Consider the following 11,923-nt stretch of genomic DNA (forward strand, 5'->3'; position numbering starts at 1 on the left):
TGGCGATCCTCGATGAGACGCTAACCGGCATTCGTATCATTAAAGCCTTTTGTGCCGAAAAGATCATGAATAATCGCTTTGTTACCTTAAATAATACCTTACTGGGCATTAATAAAAAATGGCGGCCAGAAGAGATCTGGCTTCACCACTTACCGAATTACTGGGCGTTGCCGTTTTATGTATTATCATTTATTTTGGGGCGAACCTCATCTTAACAGGCGATTCTTTAACGGCAGGCGACCTGATCGCGTTTATTGCCATCTTCGCCATGATGATTAATCCGGCCAAGTCCCTGTCTACTTCTTTCTTTAATGTACAGGCAGGTTCTGCAGCTGTCGAGCGCATAGAGGAGTTATTAAACACACCTGTTAATGTTGAAGATAATGGCAAACAGCAACTGGCATCGTTTGACCAGGGTATCGAGTTTAGAAACGTGTCTTTCTCATACAATGAAACGCCCATTCTCAAAAATATCAACCTGACCATTCCTAAAGGAAAAACCGTTGCCCTGGTAGGTAGCAGTGGCGCCGGTAAAAGTACGCTGGCCGACCTGGTGCCTCGTTTTCATGATGTTACAGATGGGGAAATATTGGTAGATGGCGTAAATATTAAAGAGTATAGCATTCAGAGCATACGGGAGCATATAGGGATCGTAAGCCAGGAGCCCATCCTGTTTAATGATACGATCGGTAATAATATAACGCTAGCCCATCCCGATGCATCGCAGGAGGAAATAGAAAGCGCTGCCAAAGTGGCCAATGCCTTTCGCTTTATTGATGGCAAGCCAGAGAAATTTGAAACCAATATTGGAGACAGGGGAGCGAAGCTCAGCGGTGGTGAAAAGCAAAGGGTGACGATTGCACGCGCGGTGCTAAAAATCCGCCGATTCTTATTTTAGATGAAGCCACCTCCTCCCTGGATACAGAAAGCGAAAGGTTGGTACAGGATGCCATCAACAATATGATGCAAAACAGAACTTCCCTTGTTATTGCGCACCGGTTGAGCACCGTTCGAAATGCGGATGAAATTATTGTATTGAATAAGGGCGAAATTGTGGAAAGAGGAAAGCATCATGAGCTGATGCAAATTGAAGGGGTGTTTACCGCAAATTGGTAGATATGCAGGAATTAGGCAAAAAGCTTGCTTAAGAGGGACCGTATAAAAGTCATAGAAATTGTTTATAAAGAAAGAATGAAGCCCTTACGCGAAAAAATAGAAAGTGCAGAAACGGGATTACTGTTGTATAGTTTTACACCTCCGAAGATCACCACTGAGCAAGACCGCCTGGAAGTGATTGCCACCAAGCAACTGGAACGCATGAAGCACCTGGATGTGGATGGCATTATATTGTACGATATCCAGGATGAAAGTGACAGAACGAGTGAAGAGCGTACTTATCCTTTTATTCATACAGTTGCACCCGAAACCTATTATCGAAATTATTTGAGTAAAGTGGGCCTGCCGGTGATTGTATACAAGAGCATCGCCAATCAAACCAGCGATAGTTTTAATAGCTGGTTAATGGATAATAAGGACCTGGAACATTTTGTTTTTGTAGGCGCGTCATCAAAAGCCCAGGTGGATAAAACCAATTTTAGCCTCACAGATGCCTACGATCTGAAAAGGACAAGTCACAATCAGCTGCTATTGGGTGGGGTGACTATACCTGAGCGACATTCCAAAAAGGGAGATGAGAATAAGAGGATCTTTAGTAAAATACAAAATGGATGTAGCTTTTTTGTTTCACAATGTGTTTACAATGTGTTTGATTCCAAGAACCTCTTGTCTGACTATTATTACGATGCGCTGGAGAATACTTATGAAATGAAACCTATTTTCTTTACGCTCAGTCCCTGTGGTTCCATCAAAACACTCGAGTTTATGAAATGGCTGGGCATTGAAGTGCCTAAGTGGCTGTACAATGATCTTAAGCATTCAAAAGATATCCTGGAAACATCTGTTCGTACTTCTGTAATGATTGCTAACGAACTGATAGACTTCGCTGCATCCAAACAAATTCCGATTGGATTCAATATCGAAAGTATCTCTAATAAAAAAGATGAGATAGATGCTGCTACCGAAATATTAAGCAGGATTTCCGGTCGCTTAGGAAGATGAGTTTCCCGGCTTGTATGGAGAAGTAGCAGCGCAGATCACAATGAATATTGATTATTGAGAATTGAATGTTGAACATTAAGTGTTTCTTCCTATTCACCACTTGCTACTCCCTACTTGCTTTTTTGTTTCACGCAGAGTGCGCAGAGAGACGGAGGCACAGATAGTTTGATATATTGATACTTGAACATTGAGTATTTCTTCTTTCTCACTACTTGCTAATCCCTACTAGCTTTTTTGTTTCAGGCAGAGTGCGCAGAGAGACGGAGGCACAGATAGTTTGATATATTGATGCTTGAACATTGAGTATTTCTTCCTTCTCACTACTTACTAATCCCTACTAGCTTTTTTGTTTCAGGCAGAGTGCGCAGAGAGACGAAGGCACAGATAGTTTGATATATTGATGCTCGAACATTGAGTATTTCTTCCTTCTCACTACTTGCTAATCCCTACTAGCTTTTTTATTTCTCGCAGAGTGCGCAGAGAGACGGAGGCGCAGAGAGTTTGATATATTGATACTTGAACATTGAGTATTTCTTCCTTCTTACTACTTCCTAATCCCTACTAGCTTTTTTATTTCTCGCAGAGTGCGCAGAGAGACGGCGGCTCAGAGAGTTCGATTATTTGCTATTGAGAATTGAATGTTGAATATGGTGTGTTTTTTCCTTCTAGCCACTTGCTAATCCCTACTGGCTCTTTCCTAACAATCCTTACAAAACCTTCTGTAAATAGCTTCATATTGCGGAATGATGGCATCCATATTATATTGCTGGGCATGCTCAAAAGCACCCTGGCGGAATTTCTGTAAAGTAGCGTCATCTTTTAAGATCTCAATAGCCCGCTCGCTCATCACTTTCACATCACCAACATCTGCCGTATAGCCCGTTATACCATCAATATTTACCTCTTTTAAGCCGCCTGCATTGCTCGAAATAACCGGTACTTTAGAAGCCATGGCTTCCAGCGCAGCCAGTCCAAAGCTTTCATATTCCGAAGGCAGTAAAAACAGATCGGCAATAGCAAATACATCTTCAATTTGTTCCTGCTTGCCTACAAAGATCATTTTTTCAAAAATCCCCAGCTTGCGTCCCAGGTCTTCGGCGGGCAGCCTTTCAGGTCCATCGCCCACAAACAGTAATTTGGACGGTATTTCTTTTTGCACTTCGTGAAAGATCTCCACCACATCGGGAACCCTTTTTACCTGTCTGAAATTGGAAGCGTGCAATAAGACTTTTTCCCCGTTGGGTGCGAGCACTTTTTTAAAAGCATCGAACGGTTTGCGGTTAAACCTTTTTACATCGATAAAATTATATACTACTTCAATTTCTTTCTTTATATCAAAAGTGCTGTGGGTTTCCTCGCGCAGGTTTTGCGATACAGCCGTAATTACATCGCTTTTATTGATGGAAAAAGCAACTACAGGAGAATACATTTTATCCTTTCCTACCAGCGTTATATCTGTACCGTGCAGTGTGGTAACCACCGGTATTTCATATCCTTCATCCTGCAAAATTTTCTTAGCCATATAGGCCGCCGAAGCATGAGGAATGGCATAGTGCACATGAAGGAGATCAAGGTTGTAATTCTTGATCACATTTACCATGGTACTGGCTAATGCTGTTTCATAGGGTGGAAAATCAAAAAGCGGGTAGGTAGGTACCTGTACTTCGTGATAATAAATATTGGGATTAAAAGCGCTCAGTCTTACTGGTTGCTGATATGTAATAAAGTGTACCTGGTGGCCTTTTTGAGCCAAAGCTTTACCTAGTTCTGTGGCTAATACGCCACTGCCACCAAATGTTGGATAGCAAACAATACCTATTCGCATATGTTAAAGATAGCCGTTTCTGTATTTATTAGTCTTTTCTGCATCGCAGCAGTATATTATTTTTATAACATGAGCAAAGTCAGGGGATCATCTATGCTGCTGAAAAACCAGGCATAGTTTACCCTTTATATTCGACAATCTGCTTTTTGACAATCTCCGGTAAAGTAATCTGATCCTTTAATCAGGCCCAGACTTTTTATCTTTACTCAAAACACATACCATAACATCATGAAACATAAATTGTTTGTAGCTGCATCTTTATTTTTTAGCATGAACCTGCTGGGCCAGCATTCAGATGAGCAGTTCATTAGTAAAATAGCAGATGAAATTCTTACCAACGCCAAAGCCTATGATAACCTGCGCACACTAACCAAGACCATTGGTGCGAGGTTGGCCGGATCTCCGCAGATGTATAAGGCAGAGGCCTGGGGTTACCAGCTATTGGAGCAGTCGGGCAGTGATCGGGTGACGAAACAACCGGTAATGGTGCCACATTGGGTGAGGGGCGGCAAAGATGAGGCCTCCGCTGTTTTAAAAGGGGTAAAACGAAATCACTGAATGCGATCGCGCTGGGAAATTCTATAGGAACAGGCGCTAAAGCTATTACAGCACCGGTTGTATTGATTAATAATTTCGACGAGCTGGAAGAGAAGAAAGACCAGCTAAGGGGAAAGATCGTTTTTTATAACTATAAATTTAACCCCGCTTTATCCGCACTTTTGAAGCCTATGGGGATGCTGCCAAATACCGTTCGCAGGGACCTTCCCGTGCGGCTAAATACGGCGCTATAGGTGTAGTAGTGCGTAGCATGAGCCATAGCGTAGATAATATACCGCATACGGGCGGCACGCGCTATGATTCGATGTATGCTAAAATTCCGGCAGTGGCAGTAGGCCTGCGTGATGCTGACTGGCTGGCGGCTGAATTAGGGAAAAATACGCCGGTAAAAATCTCGTTAAAAACCAATGGACATTTTCTGCCTGATGCGGAAGGCCATAATATTATTGGCGAATTGAAAGGGACCGAATTCCCGGATCAATACATCACTATTGGCGGTCACCTGGATAGCTGGGATAATTGTGAGGGCGCGCATGACGATGGCGCGGGCATTACCCAAACTATAGAAGTTTTAAGAACCTTGAAGGCATTGGGTTATAAACCCCGGCATACCATAAGATTTGTATTATTTGCTAACGAAGAAAATGGAGCAAGAGGCGGAGATCAGTATGCCGAAGTAGCGAAAGCCCGTAATGAAAAACATGTACTGGCTATAGAAAGTGATGCCGGCGGCTTTACACCAAGAGCATTCAGCTTTAATAGCAGTGATGCGGTATTTGAAAAAGTAAAAAGCTGGTTGCCGCTTATTGCTCCCTATGGTTGTAGCGAATTTACCCGTGGTGGCGGTGGTACCGATATTGCACCATTGAAGGAACAACTGGGTACACCTTTATGTGGCTTTTTGCCAGATTCCCAGCGATACTTTGATATTCACCACGCCAGCACCGATACTTTTGAATCGGTTAATAAAAGAGAGCTGGAACTGGGCGCTGTAAACATGGCTGCATTAGTATACCTCGTAGATAAATATGGATTGTAAACGAATTGGATTATGAGCTTAAATGTTTTAATGAAAAAGGTGTTCAAAAGTCGAAGACAATCTTTTTATTTTGGAAGGTATGAAGTGTGTTATCAAATAATCGATTCTCAGAGCCTTCAAGAATCTTTGACACGCTCTCTTTTGGTTTACGGCCTAATTTCAGGGATACAAAAAATTCCAGCCTAAACTCGAGACCTGCTACATTTTTGGCAAAATAACTATTAAACAAATATTTAATTAAATATTTGTTTAATGTATTAAATATGCCTATTTTTAACTAAACGACCTTATTTTAAAACACGCGCACAAATTTACTGTCAGAAAAAAATGTGAAACACCTGTTAGTACTTACACTGCGCCTTAAATTAATTTATGAGAAAGAACACTAAAGGCACAACTGCTATTGCGATTTTTCTTTTATTTCTTATAACTATTTTTCATTCCTGCAAAAGGCAAGATAGCCTTATTAAGTCTGAGCCCATTAACCAGTTTGAAGCTAAAGCCTGGCTTCAAAAAAACGGTTTGGCTTACAAAAATGAAACAATCTCGATAAAGGGCAAGTTAACAGGCAAACTCAATTGGGAAAAGTCTAGTCAATATAATTGGCGAGGGAGAGATTATATAGATATACCGTATGACTTTTATGGCCAACCTTTCATTGGAGGTAACACTGACCTTCTAACAAATTCTTTCAATCTTGTTATTAGAAAAATGCCGATAATAACTATGAAGCAGCCTTAAGAACTACAACTTATGGAGTCTCCATTAACAATGAAAGTGACGATAGTGAGGTGCTTCAGAGTTATATGCTAATAAACGGAACTAAGTCAAATGCCTGGTATAGCGATATGCAGCTCCAAAATCCAAAACTCTCCAAAGACATTACTAAGGATGAACTTCTCCAAATAACGTCAAATCAAAAAACGATCAGTAGATATGTAGAGGGAGATGACTGTAGTTATACCCCTGTCTATACTTATACAAATTGTAATTATTCTATGGGTGACACGGTAGTTGTAGTGCTGTGTCCGACAATTACATATTTAAAAATTTGTTCTGACCTTCCTCCAAGCACTGTACCTGGCACAGTATTCCCTCCAATAGGAGTAGGTGGAACTCCTTCTGGAACTATCCCACCAGGTACAAATACCTCAACTGATCCATGTGCAAGCGCAGCAGTTGCAATGGCAAAGCTTAACAACACTTACCAAACAGCAGGCATTCATGATTCAATTAAAAACTTCAATAATTTATATACTAATGCTTTTGAACAAGGATTCTATATAATTGAAAAACGAACATACGATTCGCAAGATAATACTAAATATACTTCTATCTATTACACTTCGCCAGTAGAGCAATCACCATTTACAAATTCTATTACTTTAGGGTATGCTACAAAAATAAATGAATATATTGTTGGTTTTGTACATACGCATCCTCTAGCTGGAGCTGCTGGTCCATCTGCTGTCGATATATATACCTTGGCTAAGAAAGGTGTCGATTTTATAAATAGTGCATGGGATCCCAAAAGAATAAATTATTTAGGGAACTTTATAATGGCAGCAGATAGCAGTATATATGGTTTAGCTGTAACCAATAATGCATTCGCATTAAATTTTTATAATAATACAAAAAGTACTTATTTAGATGAAAGTACAGCATCTTGGAAAAAAGGTTCTCAAGCTGAAAGTATATTTAGTGAGGCCTTTAACACATTTTATAAAGCTTATGAAGGCAACAGTAACAGACACAATCTCGCCTTTGAGGCAGCCCAAGTTGAAACATTAAACAAGCTTAATACGGGTGTGACGATGGTCAAATACAATAAAAACACAGGCAATTTTGAGCCTGCTGTTCAAAACATTGTCCCCAGAAGGAAGGACAATGGGCACATTGTTGTAGAGACTCAACTGGAGCTCCGATGACCACGACCTCTAAACGTTGTTAAATTCTTATTACCTTTAAAAAATTCATCATGAAAAAAATATCATACTAATTATTATAAGTCTAAGCTTTTTTAATTTCATAAATGCTCAACCCTCCCGCGTTGTTCAGGACACGGTTGGTCATTTGAAAAAAATCGAAGCTTTAAAAGCCAACTATATAGGTCAGCCATTTTCCAAGTTACTAAGTGAAATGCCAATGACTTTTGTAACTTTTGGTCCTATAATGTCCAATTCTAGTGATGTGTCACAAGAACCTACAACTATTTTCATGTTTTTAAACCCCACTACGGCTGAAGATTATCGATACCCTTATATGAGAATTATTTGGCAGACACCTTTAGATTTTAATGCATCTGACGCAGTTGCAAGGTTATCCAGCCCTTTTGGAAGCTGGAACAGTACAGCAATAGCACACTATCAGAATGCTATCGTAGAAAATATACTTATTGGCGGCCGGGGATCCAACAGACCTGCACCTCCAGGCGGATGGGCTAATTGGACGGGAGGATGGTATGCTGCTGGTAAAAAGGTGATTAAAACTAAAAGTAATGGAAAATAAAGATTGGTATTGTTGAATACATGATGTACCTTTTTCTCTCAAAACCAATTTTTTTAAATCGAAGCCAATGCGAACCTTTACACATTTGTATGGGAAAGAACTAATAATAAAATAGCTCTGGTAAATTGCTTACACAAAGACGCAAAACAATAAAGCCGCTTCAAATACTTTTGAGACGGCTTTATTGAGAAGGCAAAGTTTAAGGTGTCGGCACCCTTACTGCATCCGGCAATTGATACTCTATTATAAATGTTCCCTCCATTTTAATAGTAAACGCAAACCGAAGATTCGCATTCAAAAGCCCGACAGTTGACCCGTCAAACACAATATTTTTTCGGGGATACGATAATAGATCAGGTGCCCCCAATCGGTGCCGCCTGCAATATATTTGGCTAAAGGAAAAGGAGCCACTTCGAAGTCGCATACCAAAGCCGTGTCGGTAAATACAACCGGGTTGAATTTGGCGTAGCTCAAAAATGTAGGCCGGTCGCCTCTTGCAATTACCTCTCCCTTGCTTGGATTAAACGGTGATCCATTTTTATCTGAAATCTTTAAGATGATTCTTGCACCGTCTGCCGACACTCTTGTAAACTTTAGTATGGGATTTCTTTTGGCGAAAGTAGTGCCCGCCAGGTCAAATGCATTGTCTACATTATCCTCAATCAGGAACATATCTTCCTGTGTAGGGTCTACTACATGAATTCTTCCAAATGAGGGATAGAGTCTTGAGCCGGCGCTATTGGTTGCCTTGATATCGAAATTATAAATTCCCAGGGGAAGATTTAAAGCGGCTTTGTTAAACGATAGCTGCCCGCTTGCTGTATTAAAATCCATGGGAAGAACCGAAACGGTTTCTCTTTTAGCATTCAACAAAGCAACGGTGGTATCCGTTTCTGCATTAAATGACATGCCGGGTTTAAAAACGGTTACGTCGTATTTAGTGTTAAATGCTTCCGATAAAGGTTTCCCCGAGCTGTCTCTCAGGTTGAGGAGTTCGAAGGTAATGGGAGGGGTCGATCCATCGGCAAATATTTTTGCCGATTGAACGAGCGCCAGCCCTCGCTGTGCGTAAAGATCGGGGGATGTATATCTGAGCGTTTCGCTTAAAAACCCTGTTGAATCTTTTTACAATTGATAGCGCCAAAAACAAGCAGGGTAAAAGCGGGTATTAAATATTTTCTCATTATTTACCTGTTTAAAATTTGATTTGAAAATAAATGCGTCTAATTCGCATTGTTGGCATTAAAAAATAACCGGTGAAAGCCGTCTAACACATGTACCACGCCATTGGTTGTCATGATGCCGGACGATTGTACCCATACTACTTTATCCACCTCGGGAGTTGGAATAGTGGAGGGGTCAAGCACTTCGCTGTCATCTCCACCAATAACCTTAGTATAGGTTATGTAGTCCACGTAATCAACATAAGCGCCATAATTGTAGGTTCTGGCAAGACCCAGTTTAATACGGGTATTGGTCATGCTTCCGAAATTAGATTGGTAGAAATTGCCCTTGGTCGTCAATACGGTTCTGCCCAATTTCTCCGGGAATATATAGGTCTTTAAAGAATCGAGCCGCCATAAAGGAATACTATCAAGCGTGTAGGTGATGTTCTCATCGCCCAGTTCTATGGCCCTGATATTCTTCATGGCTTTTAAATACTCATCCACTCCATAATTGGTGGTAGCAAAAAAGTGGTTTGCTGGTTTACCGCATCTTTCAAGCCGGCACGGTCAATGAGGCGTACCAGCGACGAAAATACAGGCTTTGACTTCAGGTAGTCATAAGTGGTCATATTTACATTTTCGTCAGACTTACCGCCATCCACCGCATAGTCTTTTTACAGGACGCGGCTATGAAAACAACGCCGATCATAATGACTGTCAGAATTTTATTTTTCATGTGTATATTTTTTATTGATTCTGGCCACATGGAATTCCACATAAAAATTTTTACCGCATCGGGTATAAAGTTTATTCGAAAATTTTTACGCTTCATTTCATTATTACAGTTTATGTGAATGAATGATAATTATACTTTACCGCGCCAGTATAGTGTTTGGGTAAGGAATTTGTTATCGTTGAACAGGAGCGGGTAAATGGGCCAGTAAAAACCTTCGCCTCTAAACCGGGCAGTGCTCATCCAGCCAATAAACTCCGTATACATCCTGGTGCGTAAGAGGTCGAAGTAAACATGCCCCTCCATATATAATTCCTTACCTCTTTCGAGCATATACTCCCTGGTCAGGTCGAACTTAGTATCGGTTGCGCTAACCCTTATCGATCCGGAATGGTTCCTGTCCCGGAAGAAGTTAATGATCTGGGCAGCAGTGCTGAGGTCATTTTTGTATAAGGCCACTTCGGCTTGCAATAGGCGCATATCACTTAATCTGAAAACAGGGATATTATTGCTCAGGTAGCCATTGGTTCTGTTGCCCGGGTTGCGGTAAATAATATTCCTGTATTTAATAAGATTGGTTCCCTGTGTGCCCGATTTGGCAAAATTGTTTCGATACCTTACTTCTCCCTCGTCCGGACCGTTGCCTCCAACGAGTACCAGGTCGTCACCAACATAAGCGTAACCCGGACCCATTCCTGCATCGACAACACTGGTAACATCTGTCTCCACGCCACCTAAGGTGGTATAATACCTTGTGCCAATTACTTTTAAAGGAAGGAACTGCCAGTTTCCGGAAAGATAAACAAAGCCTTCCCCATACCCGGTTCTTTCCACACCGTAGTGGTTATCGATGTATTGGTCGGGTACCCAGAATCTCGGAGTAGAGCTATAGCCTTGCACATAAGTTCCTGTTAGAAAGCCCAGGCCAATATGATAATAAGCGCCTTCCTGGTTATTCTCGCTCATGGCAACTTCAAAAATGCTTTCAGTGGAAGGGTTGATAAACTGGTCGCCATACTTAGCCGTATCTACCAGTGAATAGCCGCCACGTGCAATTAATGTATTTAGCGTGGTATCGGCGCTGTTAACGTCGCTCATGATGGGATTATCGGTGTTGACATTGGTCATCGTAGCCCGCCACAGGTATAAGTGAGCCAAAAGTGCATAAACAGAACCCCTGTTCGCAATCACCCCTTTTTCCTGTATGGCTTCATTACCCCAGTTAAGCATATTGATAGCGGCATGGCAGTCGTTTTCAATTTGTTTCATAACGTCTGCCTTTGGAGAACGTGGTAATTGCGGTGCGCTCAAAACATCATCGTACGCTTCGGTAACCAGAGGCACATCTCCCCAAACCTTAACCAGCTGAAAGTAGCTTAAGGCCCTTATGAAAAGGGCTTGACCCATAATTTTGTTTTTAAAGGATGCTACATTAATCACGTCTTTAGCCAGTTTATCATCTGCTATCAGTGGGATCTTTTTAAGGATGATATTACTGTAGGCAATGGTTTTGTAAAAAACGGTCCAGTCGCCCAATGTTTGTATATTATACTGGAATGTAAAATCGCCTCCCTGTATGCCTTCCAGCCCATCGCCATTGTAATTGATAGTAAGATAGCTGGTCGATGTAGTTTGCGCGTCGCCATACATATTGTAGCGGAAGGCATTTTCTTCGTAAGATGAGGTGGCTGTAAAAGATGCCCTGAGCAAGGAGTAGTTGCCTGCAATAGCAAACTCGCAATCCCTGGCAGTTTGCCAGAATACCTCGTCATAGGTAGAGTTTTGCGGCTGTTGTTCTAATATTTTTTGCAGGAGCTCATGCTGATAAGCCAGCATAGCGTTAGCAGGAGTAAAAGATATCGGTATTTAATATTGTATTGCATTTTTTTAATTATTTGGAATTAAAAAATCTGATTGAAAATGCCTGTACTAAAACAGCACCTGCAGACCTAATGTGTATTTTTAGGAATGGGGTA

The 11,923-nt window shown here is 41.2% G+C and carries 15 protein-coding genes; 10 read left to right on the forward strand and 5 right to left on the reverse strand.

Annotated features, from left to right (window positions below; genetic code table 11):
- Window positions 1–5: 5 nt before the first annotated feature.
- Genes MKP07_RS41110 through MKP07_RS11355 form a run of 4 tightly spaced genes read left to right on the forward strand, consistent with a single transcriptional unit; the run spans window position 6 to window position 2,118 of the window.
- On the forward strand, window positions 6–215 hold the full coding sequence (locus MKP07_RS41110) for a hypothetical protein (protein WP_317235997.1): 210 nt from the start codon (window positions 6–8) through the stop codon (window positions 213–215).
- On the forward strand, window positions 119–898 hold the full coding sequence (locus MKP07_RS11345; protein WP_240847297.1) for an ABC transporter ATP-binding protein: 780 nt from the start codon (window positions 119–121) through the stop codon (window positions 896–898). The genes MKP07_RS41110 and MKP07_RS11345 overlap by 97 nt, the downstream gene beginning before the upstream one ends.
- Window positions 899–936: 38 nt before the next feature.
- Complete coding sequence (locus MKP07_RS11350) at window positions 937–1,116, forward strand: hypothetical protein (protein WP_240847298.1); 180 nt, start codon at window positions 937–939, stop codon at window positions 1,114–1,116.
- A gap of 24 nt (window positions 1,117–1,140) precedes the next feature.
- Window positions 1,141–2,118, forward strand: a complete 978-nt coding sequence (locus tag MKP07_RS11355; RefSeq protein ID WP_240847299.1) for a methylenetetrahydrofolate reductase — start codon at window positions 1,141–1,143, stop codon at window positions 2,116–2,118.
- A gap of 697 nt (window positions 2,119–2,815) precedes the next feature.
- Here MKP07_RS11355 and bshA read toward each other — a convergent pair.
- Window positions 2,816–3,943: an N-acetyl-alpha-D-glucosaminyl L-malate synthase BshA gene (bshA, locus tag MKP07_RS11360; RefSeq protein ID WP_240847300.1), complete on the reverse strand. Its 1,128-nt coding sequence runs from the start codon at window positions 3,941–3,943 to the stop codon at window positions 2,816–2,818.
- A gap of 228 nt (window positions 3,944–4,171) precedes the next feature.
- Between bshA and MKP07_RS11365 the strand changes: the two genes are divergently transcribed.
- The 6 genes from MKP07_RS11365 to MKP07_RS11390 all read left to right on the forward strand — a co-directional run bounded on the left by MKP07_RS11365 (window position 4,172) and on the right by MKP07_RS11390 (window position 8,048).
- The gene (locus MKP07_RS11365) at window positions 4,172–4,501 is read left to right on the forward strand and encodes a hypothetical protein (RefSeq protein ID WP_240847301.1); all 330 of its coding nucleotides are present in this window, start codon (window positions 4,172–4,174) and stop codon (window positions 4,499–4,501) included.
- Window positions 4,502–4,563: 62 nt separating this feature from the next.
- The gene (locus MKP07_RS11370) at window positions 4,564–4,734 is read left to right on the forward strand and encodes a hypothetical protein (protein ID WP_240847302.1); all 171 of its coding nucleotides are present in this window, start codon (window positions 4,564–4,566) and stop codon (window positions 4,732–4,734) included.
- A 17-nt stretch (window positions 4,735–4,751) separates the two neighbouring features.
- Window positions 4,752–5,540, forward strand: a complete 789-nt coding sequence (locus MKP07_RS11375; RefSeq protein ID WP_240847303.1) for a M20/M25/M40 family metallo-hydrolase — start codon at window positions 4,752–4,754, stop codon at window positions 5,538–5,540.
- A 372-nt stretch (window positions 5,541–5,912) separates the two neighbouring features.
- Window positions 5,913–6,281 carry a hypothetical protein gene (locus MKP07_RS11380; RefSeq protein ID WP_240847304.1) on the forward strand — a complete coding sequence of 123 codons (369 nt, stop codon included), beginning with the start codon at window positions 5,913–5,915 and terminating at the stop codon, window positions 6,279–6,281.
- Between the two features lie 107 nt (window positions 6,282–6,388).
- On the forward strand, window positions 6,389–7,468 hold the full coding sequence (locus MKP07_RS11385; protein WP_240847305.1) for a hypothetical protein: 1,080 nt from the start codon (window positions 6,389–6,391) through the stop codon (window positions 7,466–7,468).
- A gap of 145 nt (window positions 7,469–7,613) precedes the next feature.
- Window positions 7,614–8,048 carry a hypothetical protein gene (locus MKP07_RS11390; RefSeq protein ID WP_240847306.1) on the forward strand — a complete coding sequence of 145 codons (435 nt, stop codon included), beginning with the start codon at window positions 7,614–7,616 and terminating at the stop codon, window positions 8,046–8,048.
- A gap of 294 nt (window positions 8,049–8,342) precedes the next feature.
- On the opposite strand, the gene MKP07_RS11395 is transcribed toward MKP07_RS11390, so the two are convergent.
- The 4 genes from MKP07_RS11395 to MKP07_RS11410 form a co-directional block, all read right to left on the reverse strand.
- Entirely contained in the window at window positions 8,343–8,957 is a 615-nt protein-coding gene (locus MKP07_RS11395) for a hypothetical protein (protein WP_394803562.1), read from the reverse strand.
- A gap of 314 nt (window positions 8,958–9,271) precedes the next feature.
- Window positions 9,272–9,718 (reverse strand): hypothetical protein, encoded by a 447-nt coding sequence (locus MKP07_RS11400; protein ID WP_240847307.1) that lies wholly within the window; start codon window positions 9,716–9,718, stop codon window positions 9,272–9,274.
- The gene (locus MKP07_RS11405; RefSeq protein ID WP_240847308.1) at window positions 9,703–9,876 is read right to left on the reverse strand and encodes a hypothetical protein; all 174 of its coding nucleotides are present in this window, start codon (window positions 9,874–9,876) and stop codon (window positions 9,703–9,705) included. The genes MKP07_RS11400 and MKP07_RS11405 overlap by 16 nt, the downstream gene beginning before the upstream one ends.
- Before the next feature lie 203 nt (window positions 9,877–10,079).
- Window positions 10,080–11,783 (reverse strand): RagB/SusD family nutrient uptake outer membrane protein, encoded by a 1,704-nt coding sequence (locus tag MKP07_RS11410; protein WP_240847309.1) that lies wholly within the window; start codon window positions 11,781–11,783, stop codon window positions 10,080–10,082.
- Window positions 11,784–11,923 lie beyond the last annotated feature (140 nt).

Source organism: Paraniabella hibiscisoli, assembly GCF_022512515.1.
GTDB classification, from domain to species: domain Bacteria; phylum Bacteroidota; class Bacteroidia; order Chitinophagales; family Chitinophagaceae; genus Niabella; species Niabella hibiscisoli.